This is a genomic window from Polynucleobacter arcticus (assembly GCF_013307205.1).
In the GTDB taxonomy this organism is placed as follows: domain Bacteria; phylum Pseudomonadota; class Gammaproteobacteria; order Burkholderiales; family Burkholderiaceae; genus Polynucleobacter; species Polynucleobacter arcticus.
In genome coordinates this window covers 619,589-642,304 of record NZ_CP028940.1, presented here as the reverse complement: position 1 = coordinate 642,304, position 22,716 = coordinate 619,589, and the positions used below count along the sequence as shown (strand labels likewise).

Annotated in this window: 21 protein-coding genes; 18 read left to right on the top strand and 3 right to left on the bottom strand. The window is 41.4% G+C overall.

Features of this window, described 5'->3' with window-relative positions; all coding sequences use genetic code 11:
- Nucleotides 1-251 precede the first annotated feature (251 nt).
- From DN92_RS03295 to cynS, 4 genes are read left to right on the top strand one after another with little or no spacing between them, the layout of a single operon-like run.
- Nucleotides 252-1,625, top strand: a complete 1,374-nt coding sequence (locus tag DN92_RS03295) for a CmpA/NrtA family ABC transporter substrate-binding protein (RefSeq protein ID WP_173959915.1) — start codon at nucleotides 252-254, stop codon at nucleotides 1,623-1,625.
- An 8-nt stretch (nucleotides 1,626-1,633) separates the two neighbouring features.
- Nucleotides 1,634-2,494, top strand: a complete 861-nt coding sequence (gene ntrB / locus DN92_RS03290; RefSeq protein ID WP_173959914.1) for a nitrate ABC transporter permease — start codon at nucleotides 1,634-1,636, stop codon at nucleotides 2,492-2,494.
- Nucleotides 2,484-3,350 carry an ABC transporter ATP-binding protein gene (locus DN92_RS03285; protein ID WP_173959913.1) on the top strand — a complete coding sequence of 289 codons (867 nt, stop codon included), beginning with the start codon at nucleotides 2,484-2,486 and terminating at the stop codon, nucleotides 3,348-3,350. The genes ntrB and DN92_RS03285 overlap by 11 nt, the downstream gene beginning before the upstream one ends.
- 28 nt (nucleotides 3,351-3,378) lie before the next feature.
- Nucleotides 3,379-3,822 carry a cyanase gene (cynS, locus tag DN92_RS03280; protein WP_173959912.1) on the top strand — a complete coding sequence of 148 codons (444 nt, stop codon included), beginning with the start codon at nucleotides 3,379-3,381 and terminating at the stop codon, nucleotides 3,820-3,822.
- A gap of 60 nt (nucleotides 3,823-3,882) precedes the next feature.
- On the opposite strand, the gene DN92_RS03275 is transcribed toward cynS, so the two are convergent.
- The 3 genes from DN92_RS03275 to DN92_RS03265 all read right to left on the bottom strand — a co-directional run bounded on the left by DN92_RS03275 (nucleotide 3,883) and on the right by DN92_RS03265 (nucleotide 6,548).
- Nucleotides 3,883-5,234, bottom strand: a protein-coding gene (locus DN92_RS03275; protein WP_437342745.1) for an IS3 family transposase whose coding sequence is annotated in 2 segments (ribosomal slippage) — nucleotides 3,883-4,772 and nucleotides 4,772-5,234 — 1,353 coding nt in all. Because the reading frame shifts where the segments join, the coding sequence is not laid out codon by codon here.
- A 335-nt stretch (nucleotides 5,235-5,569) separates the two neighbouring features.
- Nucleotides 5,570-5,854 carry an EF-hand domain-containing protein gene (locus tag DN92_RS03270; protein ID WP_173959911.1) on the bottom strand — a complete coding sequence of 95 codons (285 nt, stop codon included), beginning with the start codon at nucleotides 5,852-5,854 and terminating at the stop codon, nucleotides 5,570-5,572.
- Nucleotides 5,855-5,873: 19 nt separating this feature from the next.
- Nucleotides 5,874-6,548, bottom strand: coding sequence for a DUF3313 domain-containing protein (locus DN92_RS03265; protein ID WP_173959910.1), 675 nt, complete (start codon nucleotides 6,546-6,548; stop codon nucleotides 5,874-5,876).
- Between the two features lie 491 nt (nucleotides 6,549-7,039).
- On the opposite strand from DN92_RS03265, the gene DN92_RS03260 reads away from it, so the two are divergent.
- From DN92_RS03260 to DN92_RS03195, 14 genes are all read left to right on the top strand, one after another.
- Complete coding sequence (locus DN92_RS03260; protein ID WP_173959909.1) at nucleotides 7,040-7,798, top strand: hypothetical protein; 759 nt, start codon at nucleotides 7,040-7,042, stop codon at nucleotides 7,796-7,798.
- Nucleotides 7,799-7,812: 14 nt separating this feature from the next.
- Nucleotides 7,813-8,028 (top strand): hypothetical protein, encoded by a 216-nt coding sequence (locus tag DN92_RS03255; protein WP_173959908.1) that lies wholly within the window; start codon nucleotides 7,813-7,815, stop codon nucleotides 8,026-8,028.
- Nucleotides 8,029-8,240: 212 nt separating this feature from the next.
- On the top strand, nucleotides 8,241-8,753 hold the full coding sequence (locus DN92_RS03250) for a hypothetical protein (RefSeq protein ID WP_173959907.1): 513 nt from the start codon (nucleotides 8,241-8,243) through the stop codon (nucleotides 8,751-8,753).
- A gap of 287 nt (nucleotides 8,754-9,040) precedes the next feature.
- Complete coding sequence (locus DN92_RS03245) at nucleotides 9,041-10,486, top strand: tetratricopeptide repeat protein (protein ID WP_173959906.1); 1,446 nt, start codon at nucleotides 9,041-9,043, stop codon at nucleotides 10,484-10,486.
- A gap of 133 nt (nucleotides 10,487-10,619) precedes the next feature.
- Entirely contained in the window at nucleotides 10,620-12,311 is a 1,692-nt protein-coding gene (locus tag DN92_RS03240; RefSeq protein WP_173959905.1) for a FecR family protein, read from the top strand.
- A gap of 197 nt (nucleotides 12,312-12,508) precedes the next feature.
- On the top strand, nucleotides 12,509-14,440 hold the full coding sequence (locus DN92_RS03235; RefSeq protein WP_173959904.1) for a CHASE2 domain-containing protein: 1,932 nt from the start codon (nucleotides 12,509-12,511) through the stop codon (nucleotides 14,438-14,440).
- 485 nt (nucleotides 14,441-14,925) lie between these two features.
- Nucleotides 14,926-15,573, top strand: a complete 648-nt coding sequence (locus tag DN92_RS03230) for a hypothetical protein (protein ID WP_173959903.1) — start codon at nucleotides 14,926-14,928, stop codon at nucleotides 15,571-15,573.
- Nucleotides 15,574-15,619: 46 nt separating this feature from the next.
- Nucleotides 15,620-17,125, top strand: a complete 1,506-nt coding sequence (locus DN92_RS03225; RefSeq protein WP_173959902.1) for a sensor histidine kinase — start codon at nucleotides 15,620-15,622, stop codon at nucleotides 17,123-17,125.
- Between the two features lie 126 nt (nucleotides 17,126-17,251).
- Complete coding sequence (locus DN92_RS03220; RefSeq protein WP_173959901.1) at nucleotides 17,252-17,866, top strand: response regulator transcription factor; 615 nt, start codon at nucleotides 17,252-17,254, stop codon at nucleotides 17,864-17,866.
- Nucleotides 17,867-18,230: 364 nt separating this feature from the next.
- On the top strand, nucleotides 18,231-18,800 hold the full coding sequence (locus DN92_RS03215; RefSeq protein WP_173959900.1) for a hypothetical protein: 570 nt from the start codon (nucleotides 18,231-18,233) through the stop codon (nucleotides 18,798-18,800).
- Between the two features lie 14 nt (nucleotides 18,801-18,814).
- Nucleotides 18,815-19,942, top strand: a complete 1,128-nt coding sequence (locus DN92_RS03210; protein WP_173959899.1) for a hypothetical protein — start codon at nucleotides 18,815-18,817, stop codon at nucleotides 19,940-19,942.
- Nucleotides 19,943-20,577: 635 nt separating this feature from the next.
- Nucleotides 20,578-20,967 carry a hypothetical protein gene (locus tag DN92_RS03205; protein ID WP_173959898.1) on the top strand — a complete coding sequence of 130 codons (390 nt, stop codon included), beginning with the start codon at nucleotides 20,578-20,580 and terminating at the stop codon, nucleotides 20,965-20,967.
- A gap of 43 nt (nucleotides 20,968-21,010) precedes the next feature.
- The gene (locus DN92_RS03200; protein ID WP_173959897.1) at nucleotides 21,011-22,312 is read left to right on the top strand and encodes a TolC family protein; all 1,302 of its coding nucleotides are present in this window, start codon (nucleotides 21,011-21,013) and stop codon (nucleotides 22,310-22,312) included.
- Nucleotides 22,309-22,683: a hypothetical protein gene (locus DN92_RS03195; RefSeq protein ID WP_173959896.1), complete on the top strand. Its 375-nt coding sequence runs from the start codon at nucleotides 22,309-22,311 to the stop codon at nucleotides 22,681-22,683. Before DN92_RS03200 ends, DN92_RS03195 begins: the two co-directional genes overlap by 4 nt.
- Nucleotides 22,684-22,716 lie beyond the last annotated feature (33 nt).

Genomic DNA, 22,716 nt, shown 5'->3' with positions numbered 1-22,716 from the left:
TCAATCTAATCAACTGCACAGTTTTGGGGCATTAATTTACAGCTGAATTAATTCTCAAGGCGTATTACATCGATTTTATTAAGCTTAATGTTGATCGTTCCACCTTTAAAGCGGCAATCACTAACTTGGTGCCGATTAATTTAGCGTGATGAGGTTTGGTGCACTGCTACAGCATTGCATGCTTTTGCCTTGTTAATAATGAATTATTCGTTTTTTTGATGTTTCATCATTAAATACTCTAGGAGAAGCAAATGAATTCATATCGCCCCTTTGACCCTGATAGGCCATTGTTCAGTAGTCGTTGCAGTTGTGGTCGCCATGCATCTGATGCGGAGCATGCTCTTGATTTATCAGCGAGAGTTGATGAAGAGAAAATGAGTGCGGACTTTGTAGAGGCAAGCCTGGTCAAAGCGCTTTTCCCTCAAGAAAGTCGCCGCCGCGCATTTTTGAAGGCTGTTGGTGCTGGAGGTGCAATGAGTGCGCTATCAGGCTTTCTCCCGATAGGCTCTTTACAAGCCATGGCTCAAGAAAAGGCGCCGTTAGAAAAACCAGATCTAAAGATTGGCTTTATTGCCATTACTTGTGCAACTCCTCTCATCATGGCTGATCCATTAGGTTTTTATAAGAAGCAGGGTTTGAACGTCACCTTGAATAAGACCGCTGGCTGGGCCTTAATTCGTGACAAGATGCTGAACAAAGAGCATGACGCCTCCCACTTTTTATCTCCTATGCCACTGTCAATGTCGATGGGATTGGGTTCTGATCCGAGTCAGATGCGTGTTGCCACCATTCAAAATGTGAATGGACAGGCCATTACCTTGGCAAATAAGCACAAAGATAATCGTGACCCAAAAAAATGGAAGGGCATGAAATTCGCTGTTCCGTTTGAATACTCTATGCACAACTTTTTATTACGTTATTACGTAGCCCAAGCAGGCTTAGATCCTGATAGAGATATTCAGATCCGTGTAACGCCACCACCAGAGATGGTCGCTAATTTGCGTGCTGGCAACATTGACGGATTCCTTGGGCCAGATCCATTTAATCAGCGCGCAGTTTATGACGAAGTAGGTTTTATACACATCTTGACTAAGGATATTTGGGATGGACATCCTTGCTGTGCATTTGGAACCTCTGAGGAGTTTATTAAGAAGAATCCGAATACCTTTGCAGCGCTTTACCGTGCGGTTTTAAATGCCTCAACCATGGCACGTGATCCTGCCAATCGTCCGCTTATTGCAAAAGTGATTTCACCAGCTAATTACTTAAATCAACCTGAAACAGTGGTGATGCAAGTATTAACTGGAAAATTTGCCGATGGTCTTGGCAATGTTCAAAACGTCCCAGACCGTATCGATTTCAATCCAATCCCTTGGTATTCAATGGCTACTTGGATGCTGACCCAAATGCAACGCTGGGGTTATGTCAAAGGGGATGTGAACTACAAAGACATTTCCGAAAAAGTCTTTTTATTGACTGATGCCAAAAAATATATGGGGGAGACTGGTATTACCGTTCCACCCTTAGCAAAGGCAGGCTACAAAAAGGACAAGATCATGGGTAAAGAGTTTGATCCCAATCAGCCAGAGGCCTATCTCAAATCTTTTTCAGTAAGTAAGGCATAAGAAAGCAGATGAATAAGCTTTCCATTAAGACTCGCGGAGCACTACTATCTGTTGCCATTTTGGTTTTTGCATTATTGATTTGGCATCTTGCAACCGCTCCAAAAGTAGTCTCTATTCCAGTTGCTAGTACAGGGTCGAGTGAGTATCAAGCGCTGATGGGGCAAAGTGGCGGGGTTTCAATAGAAAAATCAGGCTTCCCCACTCTCACCCAGATGGGGGAAGTCTTTTACAAGCAACTCTCCAGCCCTTTTTATGACAATGGCCCCAATGACAAGGGAATTGGTATCCAGCTGGCTTATTCATTAGCTCGGGTAGGCCTTGGATTTTTTCTGGCAATGCTAGTCGCCATCCCATTTGGTTTTTTAATTGGGATGTCACCATTAGCATATGAGGCATTTAACCCATTTATACAAGTCCTCAAGCCAATTTCTCCTTTGGCATGGATGCCAATAGCGCTTTACACGATTAAGGACTCATCCATCTCAGGCATCTTTGTTATCTTTATTTGTTCTGTGTGGCCAATGTTATTGAATACGGCGTTTGGTGTCGCTAATGTCCGCAAAGAATTATTAAATGTCACCAAAACTCTCGAGGTCTCTCCCTTAAGAAAAGCTTTTCTAGTTATTCTGCCAGCTGCCGCACCCACAATATTGACTGGTATGCGGATCTCCATGGGTATTGCCTGGTTGGTAATTGTTGCAGCAGAAATGCTCGTTGGCGGTACAGGGATTGGCTATTTCTTATGGAATGAGTGGAATAACTTATCCATCTCAAGTGTCATTTTTGCCATTGTGATGATTGGACTTGTTGGCATGGTTTTAGATATGGCATTTGCAAGATTACAGAAAGCAGTTTCCTATGCAGATTGAAAATTCATTCTTGAAGGTTGAAAGCCTTAGTAAGTCATACAAGGCAGATGCACCTCCAGTATTCGAGGGCATCAATTTTGAAATTGAGCGTGGCGAGTTCGTTTGTATCATCGGTCACTCAGGCTGTGGCAAGACCACCATTTTAAATGTTCTTGCCGGTCTTGAGGACGCCACTAGTGGGTATGCCTATATGCTCGACCGCGAAATTAAAGGGCCAAGCCTTGATCGCGGAGTGGTATTTCAGGGTCATGCATTAATGCCTTGGATGACAGTGCTTCAAAATGTAGCTTTTGCTGTTAAGTCAAAGTATCCAGATTGGTCTAAGGCAAAAATTACTGAGCATTCTAAAAAATACCTAGAGATGGTGGGCTTGGTCAATGCTGAAAATAAAAAGCCTTCTGAGTTATCAGGCGGTATGAAGCAAAGGGTTGGCATTGCACGAGCTTTCGCTATTGAGCCAAAAATGCTGTTATTAGATGAGCCATTTGGCGCTTTAGATGCTTTGACGCGTGGGGTGATTCAGGATGAGTTGCTCAAAATTTGTAGTGAGACTAAGCAAACCGTCTTCATGATTACGCATGATGTCGATGAGGCAATTTTGCTCTCTGACAAGATTATGTTAATGAGCAATGGACCAAATGCTCGTATTGCAGAAATCGTAATTAACACGCTACCTAAAGATCGGAAGCGCGCCAGTTTGCATCATGACCCTATGTATTACCCGATGCGCAATCATTTAGTGGATTTTTTAGTAAATCGCTCTAAAGATTTACAGGCAAAAGGCATAGCTGGAGGCTTAGATGGCTATCAGCCAGTTCTAATATGCCCAGGCCTACAAACCCCAGTTACGCAATAAATTTAAACTCAAAACTTAGGAGAAAAAAATGGACCGTTCAGTTGTTACTCAGAAAATCATTGAATCAAAGGTACGTAACGGAATGAAGTGGAGTGACATCGCTAAGACTATTGGCGAATCCAAGGAATGGGTCACCGCTGGATGCTTGGGTCAAATGACTTTCACAAAAGCGCAGGCTGAAGCTGCTGGAAAGTTATTTGAATTGACTGACGAAGAAATGGCATGGCTGCAGATCGTTCCATATAAGGGATCTCTACCAACTGCGGTGCCAACGGATCCACTAATCTATCGTTGGTATGAAATTGTGAGCGTTTATGGCACCACGATCAAAGAGTTGATCCATGAGGAATTTGGTGATGGCATCATGAGTGCAATTGATTTTTCAATGGATATTCAGCGGGAGTCAGACCCGAAAGGTGACCGAGTTCAGGTTGTGCTGTCTGGAAAGTACCTTTCTTATAAAACTTACTAAAAGTTAAAGAATCCCTCAAAGCCACCTACTGAACTGACCCCCAGTAGTTGGACAGTTTAGTTAGGTTAGCACGAGGGATTGAGTTCGGTATTTCACCGGGCTTAATCCCTTTAGTTTTTGTTTGATTCGATCATGGTTGTAGTAATGGATATATTCTTTAAGTTCTGTTTTAAATGATTCGATACTTTCAAACCTTCTCCGATAGAAGAACTCTGTTTTCATAATCCCGAACCAGTTTTCCATCACTGCGTTATCTAAGCAGTTACCTTTTCTAGACATGCTTTGAGTAATGCCTTGCTGGTGTAGGGCCTGTTGATACAGCCCCATTTGGTATTGCCAGCCCTGGTCTGAGTGCAATACTGGCCTGTCTTCATTCTTGAGTCGTTTGAAGGCGCTCTTTAGCATCTGCATTACTGAGCTAATCTGTGGTCGATCAGCAATCTCATAGGAGATGATCTCTTGGTTATATAGATCCAGGATGGGTGAGAGATAAACTCGCTCGCCCTTGATATTGAACTCAGTCACATCAGTCACCCACTTTTGATTGGGTGCTTTAGCTATAAAGTTGCGCTCTAACAAGTTAGGGGCTGCCTTACCCACAGACCCCTTATAAGACTGATAGCGCTTGGGCCTCACAAGGGACTTCAGTCCTAGTTGGCCCATCAGCTTTTGCACGGTCTTGTGGTTTAGGTATTGCTGTTGATTACGCAGCTCTAAATGTACCCGCCGATAGCCATAGCGACCCCGATGGGCATTAAAGATCTGGGTGATATGCTCTTTAGCCCCCTGATAAGGATCAGCTTTACTACTGGCTGCCCGCCAGTAGTAGTAAACGCTTTTAGCCATCTTGGCGATGAGTAGTAAGTCTGGTAAACGGTAATGCGGCCTTAGCTCAGTAATTACTTGGGCTTGTTCTCTTTTACTGCTTTGCTCTGAGCTAAGGCTTCTAACTTTTTTAGGTAGGCAGCCTGTGCTTCGGCATACCCCAAACGTCTTCGCAACTCTGCCGGCGTGAGCTCCGAGATAGGCTTTTTGAGTAATGCTTTGATATTAAATTGGGACATCGGCGGTTGTCCTCTCTGTCGATTGGCAAGGGCTGTAATACCGCCTTCATTGTAGAGTTTTTGCCATTGCAAAATGGTGGTCATACTACCAATCCCAAAGTGGGCAGCAGCTGGCCTAGCTGATATCTGATACTGTGCCATGTACTCTAGAACCTGTACTTTGAACTGCGGGGAGTGGCGTTGGTAGCTAGGATTAAGACCACTATGGCCACGTGCTTGATAGGCTAAAGCCCATTTGCGGACATCTGAGTGACTAATCTCAAATAAGTGACTTACCCGCTTAAGACCACCTGACTTTAGAAACTCTTTAACTACCTTTAGCTTGAACTGCTTGCTGTACTTGCTCATAAAACAAAACCCCCTTGGTTGGACATAACGTCCAACTTTTGGGGGTCAGTTCATTCGGGTGGCTTTTTTCTTTGACTACCAATGTCTGCTTTGGGTCTTAAATTCAACTGATCGATGCAACACACTACAAACTCGGGATTCTAGAAATGAAAAAGCCCCGCAGAGCGAGGCTTAGTGATGCTTGGTGGGTCGGGCGAGATTGGCCTCGCCGAAACTACGTTTTCGAACTCGCAACCAACGGATTAAAAGAGCTGTTTTAACGCCGATAAACACAACCTAACACAGAAATACTCTAGTGGGTTTGCTCACAAATTTGCTTTTAAGGTCTCAGCAGCCTACTTGTCGGCGACCGCTAAAATTTGATTAAGCGTGACATAGCCAAGACCCTGGCTATCGATGTAGCTGAAGTGTTTAGCTATCCTGGGCATGCCAGCCTGTGCCTCAGCGAGAGTCAGCTTACCATCTTGATTTTTATCTGCTACTTTAAATTTTTCGACAATCTCTTTGTCTTTAGCACTCATTTGAGATTGTGCATGAGCGCTAATTGTGGTGCTTACGACAGCAGCAGAAAAAATAATCAATGCAAAGCATTTGGGGATTTGATTTAGGGCAAATTTCATCTCAATTTATCCTATCGTCTTATCTTCTTGCCGAGAGCATAAGCGCCTCACGAACTGCTTTTTTAGCAATATTAGTAAATGCTTCCACTGAGCCAGAACCCGTTCTAAAAGATTCGCCTTGAATTGTAATTAAGCCTTCTCCAAGTATCTGACCACTTTGACTATCTGTAATCTTGCTCTCAATAATTAAGGCCGGAGTTTTAGCATTCACTCCCGCAACATAGGCAGCGGCATTCGTTGCTAAACCAATTGGCGTGAAATTCCAGGGCTGCAGACTATTGTTGGACATCTCAGCGCCAGTAATACCTACTGCTAGCTTAGCAACACCTGGTCCAGGATTATTGACAATCTTGATATTACCTCTGGCATTAATTGCATCAACCATGGAGTATTGCAATACTTCTTTAACCTGGGCTAAGGTTTGGGCTGAAATTTGTTGAGTGGCTGTTTGATTTAAATAGACTGGATCTAAGATAACGGAAGTATATTTATTAGGATCTACTGCGGGGTCGCGATAACGCCATACTCGACTGTCAGCTGGGCTATCGGTAACAAGCTGCAACAACTTGTAATTAGGTAGAAAGCCTGATTGCGGCATCGGCTCAGTTAAATATTTAGAGGTATTACTACATGCAGCAATAAGCAGAGCCACAGGAACAAATAAACTAATCGTAAGGATGTGGCGCCGGTTCATAAAATCTCCAAATAAGTTGATTTGCATTTATAGCATTATTAAATTACATCTTATAAGTAATAAAGAAAAATTCGCCCCAATCCCTCCAATCGTTGGGTATTTTTTCTAATCTAAAGCATCGATAATTAATCAATATCCAAATAAAACAATTTGTTAATTAAATATCTTTACCGAGCGGAATTCGGCATAGTCGAAATTACTCTTGAACTCCAAAATATGACATGACAGTTTTTTTTATGGGCGGCCTAATAAAACTATCGTTAGAGATGACTGCTGGGATTTGCAAAATTAGAATGAAATTTTTGAAAAAACTTTCAATTTATGGATTCAAATGACATTAGCTTTGATCATCAAAAAAAAGACCAATCTCAAGTGATTCTTTCTGTAAGTTTTTTAATCTTGACGAACTAAGTACCTAGAATATTTTTTTACATTAGAGAGGCGGATAACTATGCAATTGCTGTACGAATCAAATTTGCACATAATTAAATTTGTCCCCTTTTGGTTTGACTGTGGCTATCTTGATTTTTACTGCAGTTGGATGGTATTTCGGACTATACCGTCTTAAAAAGTATGGCTCTGATGGGGTTGTCATTAGGGACTCTTTAGCTACAGCAATTTTTGGTCTATCAGCTTTGGTATTAGGTTTTACGTTTCACGGCTCTGTCAGTAAGTATACGGATCGCATGCAAACGATTCGCATTGAAGCGCAAACACTTCAGTCTGTAAATAGTTTAATAACATATCTACAGCCAAGTGATCAGTTGGCCGTTAAAAAATCTCTCGAAAATTTATTAGATACAAGATTATCGGCATATATAAATATCACTCGACTATCTGATATAGACAGTGAGGCAGAAAAAATTACGATAGCTGTTAGACAGGTTCAAGAAGATGTCATGAGGGCAACGCTAAACACATCTGCTGAAAATAAGACATATGCAACCAATCTTCTTGTCCCCAAGGTCGGCAATTTAGTTGCTGTTTTTGAGTCTGGAACCATAGACGCAAAATCACATCCACCGATTCTGTTGATGAGATTTCTAATTGCACTTTTATGTATTGGTGCTTTTTTAATTGGCTACACGATGGTATTAAAAAATGAGACTGACTGGCTACTAGCCTCTCTCTACATGCTTTTAATTGGCCTGTCACTTTATGTCATTCTTTCTTTGGAATTTCCCAGCCTCTCAATGTCTTATGGGGAAATTAACAGAGATTTTTTAAGGCTAAAAGATGTGATGAAGTAGTGAATTTTGAATAAATGCAGAACCATCTAACAACTCAATTTTTTGAAAGAATCAGCTCAAAAAAGATTATGGAAGTAGGTGGTAGTACTTGGGTACCTAGAATCATTCAATTTACAGGGCTATATGGCGTTTTAATGATCAATGAAGAGAAGAGTCTTGCTGAAGCGGATATTCAGGCTATGGCGGCTTACCTCTCCGCCAAGAGTATATCTAGCGAGTTTCGAGATTAACCAAAAAACTGAAACCTTGAAATTTTTAGATGAAGATTGCTTGGAAGAGGCTGGGTGTTATGACTGCGCTATTTCCCAATTTGATTTTCGTTCAATCAATTAATACCAGCAAAATATGTAAAGGTTCTGGTCTCATGATTACCCCTAAAAACAGCTACGTTTATCCAAGTGGGAATTTTTGTGCCAACGATGGAGAGAAATTTATTTAATACATGTCCACTATCGGCAAACCAAAGAAAATAGTTAGATTAAATTTGACCGGCGGCGCTGGGCTTGAGGCTGTCAAAATTGGCCGTTATCTTCGCAATCACAATATCACTACCTGGACCGATGCCAAAAGTGATATTTGTGCGAGTGCATGCAACCGAGTTTTTGCTGGATGCACAGAGAGGATCTACTCCAGTGCTGACCATATTCAAACTGGTAAAAATCTAGAAAATCACAAAAAAAATGGCTTGGGTTATCACCATCCCAACATAAATGGAGATTTTCAAGCTGCACATAAATCTAATCGCACAGTCATTGCTCCTTATATGAAAGAAATGCTCCCGCCGTCAGCCTATCAGTGGGTACATCAAGCCGACGAAAGCAATTTCACGCGCAACTTGATTTGGCTGAACGGGCGAGAGGCTCTTGAATTGGGGATCTCAACAAGCAACAAGGCGCCTCTTTATCTCAGAATTCTTGGTAGGTGGGAATTGTCTGCTGGTCCACTGAAAGGCTAATGTTCTTTTTTACACGGAGGGCTTATCCATCTTGGCGCTTTAAGTGCCTTCACCAAGAATTTTCACCTGAGTGCGGATGTTTTGTGGATTATAAAATTTAACAAAATCGTACTTTTGTCAAGGACGCTCTATTCATCTGCTCAGCCCTTCATTTTGTGCTTGTAAGAGATAATTGGGGGTGGTTTAAATGCCTGTGGATTGAGACTAAGGCTTAATTTTGGTTGATTTAGTCTTGGGAAGCGTATTGACTTAAGTGGGGAACATTCAACGGAGTAAGGTAGTTCTTGATGCGTAAAGCTTTATTATCACTTTTATCAATGCTTTTGATGTCCTCGGTATGGGCTCAAAGTCCAGTGCCATTTTTGAATCAAGAGGGAGTTGCGCCTGGAACGATTGATTTTGACGATTCTGATTTGAATATAGTTGGTAAAAAGAAGGTGGAATCTGAGGGGGACGGCAATATATCCGTCATTCCCCAGGGTAAAGATTCCTCTCAGCTAGCCTCGGTTAGTCGGCAGGCCCAAGCTGATGAAGATCTAGCCTTTGAAAAAGTCTATAAGAATCCCGATTCGCTGTCTTTGAATCTGGATTTGGCCCAACTGCAATTACGTAATCAAAATTTGAAGGGTGCCGCCGCAAGCTTAGGGCGGATTTTAGAGTTCTATCCCAATGAAGCAATTGCACAATTATTATTAGCCCAAACAGAAGCTCTTTTGGGCAATGTTGTTGAGGCAAAAGAATATTTTCGTGCAGTAGTGAACAACCCGTCAGCAAAGCCCGATCAAACCGCTAATGCACAGAAAAGTTTAGATGACTTAATCGACTCTGAAAAGCTATGGCGCTATGGCGCGCAGATACAAACTGGTATTGGCGGTGCTATGAATCCACTCAATTCTTCGAAATACGTCACAATCTTCGGTTCCGATATACCGACCAATGCGAATACCAACTATTACGATACAACTTGGATTTACTATGCATCTACCACGGTAGAGCGTGCGATTCAATCGCAGCCTAATCACTCAATTGTCTTTTCAGCCAGTAGTTTTAATCAACAATATCGTTCCAATGACTTGGCTAATTTAGGCGTCAATACCGCTTCTCTAGCCTATCAGGTTGGTGATATTACTAACCGTGTTACGGTTGGATTCAATAGTTCTGCCACCAGCCTGAGCGGCAAAGGCTTCATCAATAGCAATTGGGGGACGGCTAGTTACCAAACTTCGGTTGGCTCTAATGCACTGGTGAATGTGGGTGTGAATTATGGCTATAACAATCAACTCGAAGGTCAAAATTATTCAGGTAGCAATGCACGAAGCAACTGGATGAGCGGCTTAAGCCTAGGGGGCAAGTATTTCTTTGATAGCAACTGGTTGGGTGAGTTTAATTTCTCTCGTTACCGTTATGCGGCTAGAGCAAGCTATGAGTCATACAATATGACCTATGGGGTAGCGAATCTTAGTTATTCAACTAATTACGGAGTTTTTGGAATGTTTAGTAGTTCCATCACTAATAGTTACTCAGATGCCGATCCATTAAGCGGCGCCCAACGCTATGTTCAAACTAATGCCTATGGCGCTAACTATTCCATCTCGCTTAATACCTTAAGTAGACCCCAAAAGAAGGATTGGACTTTAGCTCTGACCTATCAGCAAGGACAGTCAAATTCCAATGTCCAGACTTATGCAACAAGCTCATCTCAATATATGGCTTTGATTTTAAAGGCTTTTTAGGAGCATCCCCTTGTTTTTTATCTATTAATTCCAAATTAGACAAAAAGCTATACCAAGGGTATATTAAGTCCTAGTGTTAACCCCGATTCAGATTTTTTGTTTTGCTACTTCTTGGAGTTTAATTCCTAAATTTATGTTTTTTTTGCCCAGAGCCTTTCGTGCTACGACCTTATTTTTAGTGCTAATAAATATGGGCTGGACGAGCTTTGCTTTTGCAGATGCTATGCCTCCTGTTTCTGGAGTGATCTCCATGGCCACCGAACCAGTTGCAATCAAAACAACTTCTGTAGCAGGCAAGGTTACTAATCGTGCTGTGGGGATTGGTCAACCGATTTATCTCAATGATGAAATCAAAACCGGCCCAAACAATAAACTACAAATTCTTTTAAAGGATCAAACCGTTTTTAACATGGGTCCTAATAGCGTGATGACCATTGATAAGTTTGTCTTTGATGCGACAAAAGGCGAGCTAAGTGTTGGCATTCAAAAGGGTGCCTTTAAGTTTGTGTCTGGAAAAGTCTCCAACTCTAATCCGGATGCGATGAAAGTCACGCTACCAAACGCTACCATTTCAGTGCGTGGAACTGGTGTGGCTGGTAATGTTGATCCTGATGGTGCATCAACCGTTGTGTTGCTTCATGGTGTAGTTGATATAGCAAGCGCTGCGGGATCATCAACTCTTAGTAAATCTGGCTGGGGTGTACAAGTGGCTCCTGGCGGAATAGTCGGGCAGCCCAGCGTTACCCCATCGGATGTGCTTAAGAACATCATGGGCAGCGTAGCGCAGATTAAGGCACCGGTTGCAGAAGTAATAGCTGACACCTCATCGACATCACCACAAGCAAGCGCAGGTGCTGCTTCAACTGTTAATTCATCCACGAGTACAACATCAAGCAGCGGAAGCTCCCCTGTAGGTCTAACTGCAAATAATGAAGCTGCTAGAGACGCTGCCAAAAAGATTGCAAGCAACTTTTTGCAGTCAGTGCCTGCTAGCGGTGCTATTTCAACTACTGGTGTTGGAGCTGTTGCCGATCTAGCTAACAACTTTACCTCTAGGTTGAGCGCCGTAAGCGCGACTTCTGCGAATACTTCAAGCACACTTGCTTCCTATCTTAACTATTTAAAATTGGAAGGAGTTGATACAGATAGTCTTGACCTAAATACTGTTTCTTCAAATGCAGAGTTAGCTCAAAAGCTAGTTACGTTAAGGCAAAAATATGTAGCTTCGCTTGAATTAATTCCAGCGGATCAGTTAGCCGCTATTAGCAGTACCCTAGAGAGCTTGCGAACTCAACTGCTTACTTCTGGTCAATTAAACTTTACTAATTACAATGCTTTCCGCAATGCTTACACTGGTCCTGCTGGAACTCTTACTTTTGGATTTGATACTGCGAAAGCAATGTCATGTATTAATCTAGGCAACTCTTGCGGTTCTGGGGCAAGCGCAACTGTTAATTCCCACGCGGTCACTCTAAATTTCTTGACTAATCAAATTACAAATACCTACAACGTGTCCTACAGTATTGGCGGACCGGGGTCTAGCATGAATCTGACATCGGGTAGCTATGTAGCAACCAAGACTGAAAACATGTCCTCACTATCGCCATACGTCGCTTCAAAAATATTTTATTTGCCAACAGATGCTAACCACTCAATGTTAAAAATGCTGGCCACTTTTACTGCGCCAACGGCTACCGTTACCAATACTGGTACTGCATATAAATCCACTGGTATTTTTAATACGGCTATTCAGAGTCAAACTGGCGCTAATGGCCCTATCACCATGTCAAGTGGTGTTTATTCGGCTACTCAAGTAGTTAAATGATTTAAGGCCTAAACTCATGTAGTCGTAATAGGGCAGTGGGTTTAGGTATCTACATCTTGCTGGTAACTTTAGTATGATCTTCGAACTACCTCAATCTCATGTCTTGAAAATTGCACAAACTATTCCTACTTTTTAATAGGGTCCCGAAGGCACTGGTGGTAGGTTTTATTACCGTAGTTATCCTATTTGTATTCAGCTTGTTTGATGGCCTTGGAGTTCACGATAGCACTAAGCGTAGGTCATTAGATGCTTTGGTCAAGATTTTCCCCTACGATAAGTACTACCCCGATAACGCACAGTCTTTAGTGTTTGTTGCAATCGATGACGTGTCTTTAGAAAAGCTAGGTCAGTGGCCCTGGCCTCGTCAAACCATTGCAAAAATCACTGAGAATATTTCTAAGAGCGGTGCTGCTGCGAGTGGCCTAGATATTTTATTTATTGAGGAGGACCGCTATACACCTAAAAAAATCAGCTCATTATTAAATATTCCGGAGCCACGATTGCTATCGGCTGGTGCTGTAAATGGCGATGCTGAGTTAGCTCAATCCTTAAGTCAGACATCAACAGCTGTTGCATTTGCATTGTCTGGAGAGGCTTCTATTAATCCTAAGACGCTATTCCCGAATCGATTCATTGTGATTGGTGATGTGATAAATGGCCTGCTGGAAGTGCCTAACTTGATCATGCCCTTGCCTGTCTTCAGTGTTGCCAATGGGGCCGGCTTTGTAAATACGCATCAAGTTGATGGCTTTATTCGAGAAACACCATTGATAGCAGCACACAAAGGGGATATCTTTCCTGCCTTAGGTTTAGAGATGCTTCGTTTGGCCGTAGGTGCAAAAAACTATATTGTTAAGCCCTCGGATTCTGGCCATCAATTAATGCTGAAAGTAGGGGATGCCATCCTCAATCTAAATTCTGCTGGCAGCATGCTACTACATCATGGTCACACCAGTCGTTTCTCAAAAATATCTGCACACCGTTTAGTTAACGGCATAGTTTTAGAGTTAGAGGGAAAGATTGCTGTGGTGGGTGTAGATGCTCTAGCCCTAGGTGATAGGCATTCCACGCCACTAGAGGATTCAATACCAGGTGCTTTGATTCATCTGCAGATTATTGACCAGCTATTGGCTGGTCGGTTTATCTCTACTAACAATATATTTGACAGGGTGATTTTTCTAATCTGTGCAATTCTTTCCCTTATTTCGGTCTTATTGGTGCAGCGTCTGTCTCTAGTGTATGCGATCGGCTTATTGATTAGCAGTGCCGCAGTTTTAACTGCAATCGCTCTATACGTATTCCTAGAGTATGGCTTTTTGTTTAACTTTCCGTTGGGGCTGGTGCTGCTCTTTTCTGGTGGGTTAGTTACTTATTTACTAAAGTCTCTTTTCGAAGAGTCTCTTAGAAAAAGGATGCAGAAATCGTTCTTACAGTATGTCCCTGCTGATGTAGTAAAAAGAATTACTCAGAGCAGTAATTTGCCCACGCTTGGCGGTGAGCTCATCGATACGACGGTCTTGTTCCTAGATCTGCGTGGCTTTACTAGTCTTACAGAAAGACTTAAAGATGATCCAGTATTAATGGTTAAGACAATTTCTACAATTATGGATGAGGTGACCATTCGCTTGATTGAGAGTGGGGCTACTATTGATAAATACATTGGCGATGCAGTCATGGCATTTTGGAATGCCCCCGAAAAACAAGAGAATCATCAAGCAAGAGCCTTGTATGCCGCTTGCTTGATTGAGCAAGATGCAAACATTATTAGAGAAAAAATGTACGCTCTCGATGACAGGCTCAGAGGAATTCATATTGACTTTGGAATCGGTGTTGCCTCGGGAGGAGTAACAGTGGGCAATATGGGTTCAAGCTTTCGATTTAACTACACGGTCTTGGGCGATGCCGTAAATATGGCAGCGCGTCTTGAGACGATGACTAAAGACAAAGTTACCTCAATCTTGGTAGCAGGCGTTGATGGCAGTAGAGAGTATGAATTTAATGGACGTGCTATCCAACTGATCTCAATGGGGGCAGTTGAGATTCGAGGAAAGCGTCAGTCAATAGAAATCTTTGAAGCCCAATTCTCCGATAAGCCGTTGGCTACCCCCCCCTTTAATACTACCCATTAGCTAATCGTAGGTTAAATATAGAAAATACTCTCTTAATTTAAAGGTGGTTTTGAGGAGGCGCTTTGCTAAATTCGGAGTATAAAAAAGCATAATTTTTAAATTGATTGCCACCAACGAGTTATGGTCAATAAATACATTCAGTTATCGATTTAAGTATCACATAAAATATCAACGCAATAAGAGACGTTGAATCATGAGAGGTGCCCTCCTATCAAACGTTCCTCACAAAAGAATTGACTATTGCCTGAGGACTATGCTGCTCAGTTAGTTATATCATTCGAATGCAGATTGTCAGTAAAACTCGGGTATACAGTGAAGTTTCCCTTGGAGCGTTGTTTACTCGAGATATGCCAACTCATAAAGAGTGACACTATCCCTACGATCGTAGGATATTAAATACAAGCCCTATTACCCATACTATAGCCTTACTCATTTAGTAGTGATGTTTAAGAATGCTCAGGATTTGGTTTACCCCATTTTTTCTGTTGATATCAGTATTTTGTCTGCCAGCTTTAGCACAAGGACAAGATCAAATACGCTCTAAATTTGAAGGTTTTTATACCGATTTAGGTATTGGATATCGCAATATCAATACATCCACCACCTCTGTTTTGACACTCAATAGCTCGGTGATTCCGTCTAGCGTGAGCTCAGGTGGACCTGGCCATACTGTGGCAGTAATGACCACAGGGTATAACTTTCAAGTTGCGCAGAATTATTTTATAGCGATTGGTGCCAATATTTCCCCTGCTAATGGCTTGACGCAAGAACTCCAAATCCAAGCTTTAAATAAAACAACAACAGTGAGTGGCATTAAGTCTCTTTATAACTATGGATTTTTTCTTTCTCCCGGATTTAAAACGGAGCATGGCTTAGTCTATTTAAAGGTAGGCAAGCAAACGCAGGTAAATAACTCCAATACTGGCCCGAACTTTAATGGTAACTTATTAGGCCTTGGTTATAAGCAGTTCATTTATGGTTCGATTTATTTTTTTGGTGAGGCTAGTTACTCCTCCTATGGTGCACAGACCACATCAAGATCTATCGTCTCCTCGGGCCGCACATTCAATGCTTCTGTAACAACAACACCACAAACTAATCGATTTCTTGTAGGATTAGGCTATCAGTTTTGATTCTTGTTGAAATAGCTTATCAGGGTAAGTCTTAAAATAACAACACATGTCTCAGTATCTAGCCTTCTACTTTGCTTCAATATCATTGATCTTATTGTCAATGTTGATTTCAGGTGCTCAATTATCTAAAGGAGTTGAACGAAATCAGAGTTTTTATTTCATGTCTTTTGCGAGTGCGATTGGTTTTTTGGGCACAGCATTAGTTGTCAAAGCCTTAATATTTTTGGGCAGCAACTTAGATTCGTACCGTTTTTTTGAAGATCTACCAGATTCAGCCTTTAAAAAGACATTTTTTATCGGGTATTTTCTTTTTGGCTTCGCAATGTTGTGTCAGCCTCTTTACTTTAGAGCTCTGCGAAAAAGAGTATCCAAGAGGTTTGTTTTTGCGAGTTTGGTATGCTTATTTCTTTTTTTTCTTATCTTTTTTTTAGTCGGTAAAAATGGCAGCTATTTAGATCGATCTTTTTCTGTCTATTTCTTCATTCTTTGCCTTTTAGGTTGGACGCTTGTCGAAGCTTCTATTAGCAACAAGGAGCTCCCAACAATCTGGTTCAATTTAATCAGCTCTACTATCTTAGTAGCTATCGGTATTTTTGCGATCTGGATGGTGATTATTTTTGTTGCCAATTATCAAGGCTATCTTTTTGGATTCACGCGGACTGATATTTCACTATTTGATACTTCTTCTCGTGTTTTAAGGGGAACTCTATTTCTATTCATCCAGCTATTAATTCTGATGCATTGGATGGAGAATTTTTCGTACAACGCTGTTAAGGTCAAAATTAGGGACGAGCAGATTCAAGGTTTGCTGCATGAAAAAGATGTGCTGATTGAAAATCTGTCTAACAGCAGCACCTTGATTGAGAGCGGCGCTTTATCTGCAGGCTTGGCACACGAGCTTAATCAATTTTTAGGTCGTATTGCCCTCAATAGAGATGAAATTTCGCAATTGATTAACCAATCAGATGTAAAGCCTGAGAATCTAAAGTTACCGCTAGACAATATTCTGAAAGCGAATCAATCAGCGGCTAACTTAATTGTAAGCTTAAAAAAACTGTTCAATTCTGGCGCAGAAGATTCTTCATTATGTAGCGTAGATGGTTTGGTAAAAGAGGTCGTATCGCTTTATGTAGGGCGTATTCAAAAATCAAACATTGAAATAGTGCTTGATCTCCATGTCAATAGGCAACAATTTATCTGGGAGTCTCTATTTCGTCAGGCAATTGTCAATTTACTGTCCAATGCAATTGAAGCCTTGGACACCACATCTAAAAGCAATAAACTGATTCAAATCCAAAGCAGCATTGATCAATCAGGGAATTATTTGCTGAAGTTTATAGATAACGGACCTGGAATTAACGCAGTGCAAGAGAAAAAAATATTTAATCTATTTGCCACCTCGAAATCTGGGGGGACTGGAATAGGTCTATGGCTTTCGCGCTACATCGTTGAGCGCCATAAGGGCTCCCTAACATATGAGAACTTGCCAGATAAAGGCGGCGTTATTTTCATCATATCGATCCCTAGGGGCGTTAGGGGGAATTGGGGGTAATTTACCTCCAATAAAATTTAATTATTTCTAATTACTCGCTTTACCCGTCATTCGGAGGGTATTGCTGCTCACATATGTTTGTCACAATGCGGTATGTTGCATTTAATTGGGCTAATTCAATAAATAATGAACGCCAATAAAAAATACATTTTTTTGGTTGAAGACGACGATGGCTACCGCTCTGATTTAGAGCGGGCATTGCTTTTTTGTGGTTATACCGTTTTCGCCTTTTCGAATCCTGAGCAGTTTTTGGCTGACTTCAAGCCGTTGATTCCTGCGGTATTAGTGACTGATATGCGGATGCCTAAATTGTCCGGGGTACAGTTACAAGAGGAGCTTCTTGCCAAGGGTCACAAGATACCCATCATTTTTATTAGCGGCGAGAGTTCGGATGAGCAGATTGTTAAAGCTTTTAAAGGCGGGGCATTTGACTTCTTACTTAAACCATTTAGTCGAGAAGACTTTTTAGGTGCTGTTGAAAGAGCGATAGAGCAGGATAGCATTGCAATGCAAGAACTGATTCGTAAATCTCGCTTAAATGAAGCTCTTACAACACTCTCTCCCCGTGAGCTGCAGGTATTTCATCTCCTAGCAAAAGGCTATGGCAATAAAGAGCTAGTAGAGGCCCTGGGTATCTCGCTATCGACGGTTAAAGAGTACAAATCAGAGGTGATGTACAAACTGCGCCTGCGCTCTCTAGCAGAGTTGATTTCATTGACTGCTGGAATTTCTGCTGCCTGAGTTTATCAATAGCTAGCCAATATTGCTAACTTATATGGTGAGCATTACCCATCGAACGGGGGGTTCTAAATGGTAAAGAAGTAATTTATTATGATACTTGTGAGGCATCAATTTCACAAAGAGCTTACTTATAAATTTACTTACCAAAGGGAAATGTATGTTAAAAATCGTTATCGCTAGCTTATGCTCAAAAAATAAGAAGTATGCAGCAGCTTCCAAGATTCAAAATGGTTCTGGCGCCTGGTCTGATGGCTGGGGTTTTTTAGATTGAGCCTTTCAGCGTATAAGTTTAATTTAAGCATCAAATTCAAGCCACTCCATGGAGTGGTTTTTTAATTTTTAAGCTGTTAGGATTTTTTACGTAATGAACTATTATTCTCTTGCTAAAGAGCATCGTAATAGCGGCTGGTACTTACATCCACTTACAGGTAATTTGCATCAGATCAGCCCTAATGATTTAGGTAAATTTCAATCTGATTCTTTGCCTAATAAAGTATTAGATGCTTTACGGTACTGCCAATTTCCATATAGTTTGCAACCGCCTGATTTTGTGCAGTCTTACGCGCTGGATGAAAAACAATTACAGGCGCTTGATAAGTTCTATGAGCGCATTGTTTTTTTGAGACAAATAAACTACTGGCTTGTTAATCAGTATGCAGGCATCTATCAGCCCCTGTTTAAAAATTCGTTGCAGGCTTTTCATGCGCTAGCACAGCAAAATCGCTCTACTTTAAGTGATCGGCGGGGTTGCCTTAATAGAACCTTAGCGGTTGCTAAAAGTTCTATTGAGTTTAAAAAATCTGGCGTTTTATTGATTGGTGCTGATTTACCCCAAACCAATCTTCATGCTTGGATTATTGAAAAAGATTACCAGCCTGATCCTTGGGATCGAAACTGGATAAATTTCCTGCCTATTGCTGCATATGCTTATTAAGGAGGGTAGTTAAATTGATTATTGATAACCCCAAATACACTACAGACTATTTTTCTTTAAAAGACCAATGCTTTGTTGATCAAACCCAAAAGATTTCTAAAAGCCTATTTACAACACAATCTTTTGATGCTCATACGCAAAATGAAATTTGCTTACCCATTCATCTAAATGAGTACCAGCCAGTTTTGCCTGATATTTACCCTATCCCCGCAAGGACAAAGTGGGCATTTGAAGATGGATTTTTTAGAAAGATAAAAAAGAATATTAATCTCTCTAAAGGCCTTACTTTTGAATCATGCTTGAAAAATTCTAGGCGCCTACTAAAAAGTACTAAAGGAAAGATTGCCGTAGAGGTTAGCGGTGGCTTGGATTCCTCCATCATCATCGGAATTTTGGTAATGCTTGGTTATGAGCCTGTCCTGATCGGAACGATTAGCGAGCTCTACAAATTTCGTACCGAAAAGCATATTCAAGAAATAATTTCTAATAGATTTAAACATGTCATTTTAAGCAATTCTTTTTCAATGCAATTTACTAATTTGATAGAAACACCCCCACACTTTTTGCCTTGCTATGCTTCTCTACATCATAGTATTGCTGCTAATACGCTTCAATCACTCAAAGAGCATGATATTAAATATGTCTTTCAAGGCACCGCTTTTGATATGATGCTCACTGCATCTGTTGATAATAATGCCAACGATATACGCTTCCCTAATTTGCAAGATGACTGGATGCATGATTATGTATTTGCTCCGCAAGGTTCGGCCTATGTTGACGTCGCTGCATTAACTCCAATCAAGAGGATGCTTATATCGCTTCGGAATGGTCAAGCTCAGGATAACCAAAAATGGTGGGCTAGAAAGTTTTTTGCTAGGGTTATTCCCCCAGAGCTGAGTAACTACGCTTACAAAGCAAACTATGGCCCAGTATGGTGGGATGGCCTTCTATCAAGCTCTGAACAAATTACTAAGATTGTAGATACTGCTTGGGAGATTACTGCCTTACCTATTTTTGAGAACTTTAAAATGCAATCGATATTTGATGGCATGAATAATGGCTCTGGTCGTGTAGGGTACGCTTTACTTGGATATGCCAATTGGATTCACGCCCTTCACAAGGCAGATAGATTGATAGATTAGGGCCCGTTGTTAATTTCTGGCTTGATCGTCGGCATCCGATATTGAGCCAGAAGCCTTTACTCTAGCTACCGCCCAAATATAGTCTTTATCGGATGTGTCGCCACTGATGCCAATTGAATCAGTAATTCTTATTTTGAAGAGGGTGTTATTGACCTTAACTTAACAAACGATCGCGGGGATGCTTTGCCATCGAAGTTCTTGGCTCAAACAGCGGCGTTGCAAGAAATTCCCTCGGGAGGCCAATATGATTGGCATAACAATCCCGTTAGTCAGCTAGTTGTCACATTAACTGGTGCATGGATTTTATAATTCGTAATAATGGCCCCTTATCATTAATCTAGGTGAAATTTTACTAGCTGAAGAATTAGCTGGTTCAGGGCATATATGGAGATTACTCGGCCCTTATTCATGACAACGAGCCTACATTGTTTTGGCGCCAGATGCTCCTGTTTCGCTCAAAGCTAAAGAATAACTTCTATCTATTTATCTGTAAGCACAGCTGTCATTCCCACATAAGCATTTAAAAACTATCCCTCCGATCGGGGGGTTTCATATGGCGGCAAAGTAATCAACAATCAAAGGGGTAAATCAATTTACTTTTAAATTCAGATTAATAAAATCATAAAAGATGCTACATGAAGATCAAATCCTTTATTGCGCTTGTTGCCCTTACTCCATTGTTAGTATTTTCTCAAGCCCGTGAATCAGGCCCCGCTAGTATGGGTGCCCCAAAAAGCGCTTTTGGGCCTGCTCCTGGTTCAGCTGGAAGCACCCCCAATGCTTTTATCTCCAATACCAACAGTCCAAACTATATAAGTACTAGCAATAAGAGCGGAAATAATACGCAAGTGAGCACTAGCAGCAAAAGCGGAGATACCTCAAAAAGTGGTAACACCAATCTGCAGAGTGGCTCTGTTTCTGCTAACGCTAAGAACAGCGGGAATGGCAATAAAAGCGGTAATACAGTCAATATTGACACTGGCAATACCAATAATGTCGTCATAGTGGTGCCTCCACCCAATTAGTCAACTCAAGACACCAAACTAGTTCCGCAATGGCGCTTATCTAGTGGCTGATTTCATTTGCTGTCGACCTCTTGTACGAAAAACTAGATACAACCCTGTATTCATTGGGATTATTGCGCTCATATTAAGCGGCCTCACTGAGGCGGTAGAGCTAAAGTACAGCCCAATCGCCTTGGGTCCCTACCTTGAGTTGGTAAGACAAAGTAATGCTTACATCAATGGCGCTTCACTTGATGTTCAAACGGCTATAGCGAACAAAGAGGCGCAAAGTTTGTATCAATTTTCTCCTAGTGTGAGCTATAACCGAGGCGCATACCAGAACCAAGCACCTTATAGCCCTTACACTACTCCTGAATCAAGTACCTACGGACTTTCTTTTACGATTGAAGGCTGGGGCAAGCGTGACGCGAGAGAAAAATTAGCTCAAGCTCAAACCGAGGCAAGCGCTGTTCAATTAGAGAAAATTAGAACCAGTGTTGAGCTACAAGCACTGAATACTTATATTGATACGCTCCGACTCGGTCTTATGCTGAAGTCTTATAACGAGGCATTAGCCAAAATTAAGCCCTTACAAGCTACTACAAAAACTGCAGATTCTGAACGCTTTCTGACTACATATAAAAATTTAACTGAAAAAGACTTGTCTTTCTCTGCATTAAATTTACTCAATTACTCTGGCGATGCACTCCAGGATTTACCTTATCCAAGAGGAGGCTTAAATTTTCCAGCACAAGAATACAATGTTGAAGAATTAATCGTGCGAGGTCAGGAGCAGCGCATAGAGGTTTTGAGTCTTCAGTCTGCTATAGACGTAGCAGATAAAAATGTGACTCTCGCATTAAAGAATCGTAATGTGAATGTCTATCCCTACATTGCTCAGACCAGAACTCCGCAGTATCAATACACTAATGGTGTTTCATACACAATACCTGCATCACCTCGTGATATTACTTTAGTGAATTCGGGGACTACATATACCGCTCAGAATTCGATCTCACTGGGCATCACAATCCCCATCCCTATCAATAATTACTTTCAGTCAGCGGATCTGGTCAGTACAGCAAATCAAAAGCTCCAATATGAGATGCAACTACGTGATCTCAAGGTACAAATTCGGATTCAGGTATTGCAGGCATTTATGCAATACAGTGTTGCGCGCGATATGCTTGTGGAAGCACAAAAGGAGCATGAGGCCGCTATCAAATATCCAAATAAAAGTCCTATCCTAGCAATCATGGATAAGCGGGATAAGGAGGGTGCCTTATTGGATGCACAAGCGAATCACCTAAAGGCGCTAGTGAATTTATGGCGTCAAAGTGCTAACTATTCAGTGCCTACATTATGAAAATTTTCCTTTTAGGCCTTTATCTCGCTATATATGCTTCATTTGCTTGGGCGCAGACTCCAAAATTACCTTTACCTGCTGCGTTTGTGATGCATCCATTACCCAATCAAGCTGCTATTCAAAATCCGGGCTCACTTCAGTTCGAGGCATTTCGAAATAATTTAATGCTCATTTATCTTCAATCGAACCCTATATATAGCGTTACTTCATCTGAAAATTCTGTGGCGGTTCAAAATGCTCAGCAGCTCAGGATTAAAGAGAAAAGTACTATACCGAGCCTGCTACCTAAATCTTTTGAAAGTAGCATTCAGGGGCTTCAATTTATTCAACCGAAATCTTATTTAAGATCTCCTAACTGGTCTAAACAATAGTTAGGACGGAATCTTGATGAAGTATCCAAGGCT

Excerpts from the sequence above, each read along its gene's own strand:
- DN92_RS03240 (WP_173959905.1), top strand. The coding sequence starts at position 10,620 with ATGTTTTTTTTGCCCAGAGCCTTTCGTGCTACGACCTTATTTTTAGTG.
- DN92_RS03220 (WP_173959901.1), top strand. The coding sequence starts at position 17,252 with ATGAACGCCAATAAAAAATACATTTTTTTGGTTGAAGACGACGATGGC.
- DN92_RS03205 (WP_173959898.1), top strand. The coding sequence starts at position 20,578 with ATGAAGATCAAATCCTTTATTGCGCTTGTTGCCCTTACTCCATTGTTA.
- ntrB (WP_173959914.1), top strand. The coding sequence starts at position 1,634 with ATGAATAAGCTTTCCATTAAGACTCGCGGAGCACTACTATCTGTTGCC.
- DN92_RS03295 (WP_173959915.1), top strand. The coding sequence starts at position 252 with ATGAATTCATATCGCCCCTTTGACCCTGATAGGCCATTGTTCAGTAGT.
- DN92_RS03255 (WP_173959908.1), top strand. The coding sequence starts at position 7,813 with ATGCAGAACCATCTAACAACTCAATTTTTTGAAAGAATCAGCTCAAAA.
- DN92_RS03285 (WP_173959913.1), top strand. The coding sequence starts at position 2,484 with ATGCAGATTGAAAATTCATTCTTGAAGGTTGAAAGCCTTAGTAAGTCA.
- cynS (WP_173959912.1), top strand. The coding sequence starts at position 3,379 with ATGGACCGTTCAGTTGTTACTCAGAAAATCATTGAATCAAAGGTACGT.
- DN92_RS03270 (WP_173959911.1), bottom strand. The coding sequence starts at position 5,854 with ATGAAATTTGCCCTAAATCAAATCCCCAAATGCTTTGCATTGATTATT.
- DN92_RS03195 (WP_173959896.1), top strand. The coding sequence starts at position 22,309 with ATGAAAATTTTCCTTTTAGGCCTTTATCTCGCTATATATGCTTCATTT.
- DN92_RS03245 (WP_173959906.1), top strand. The coding sequence starts at position 9,041 with ATGCGTAAAGCTTTATTATCACTTTTATCAATGCTTTTGATGTCCTCG.
- DN92_RS03250 (WP_173959907.1), top strand. The coding sequence starts at position 8,241 with ATGTCCACTATCGGCAAACCAAAGAAAATAGTTAGATTAAATTTGACC.
- DN92_RS03265 (WP_173959910.1), bottom strand. The coding sequence starts at position 6,548 with ATGAACCGGCGCCACATCCTTACGATTAGTTTATTTGTTCCTGTGGCT.
- DN92_RS03215 (WP_173959900.1), top strand. The coding sequence starts at position 18,231 with ATGAACTATTATTCTCTTGCTAAAGAGCATCGTAATAGCGGCTGGTAC.
- DN92_RS03225 (WP_173959902.1), top strand. The coding sequence starts at position 15,620 with ATGTCTCAGTATCTAGCCTTCTACTTTGCTTCAATATCATTGATCTTA.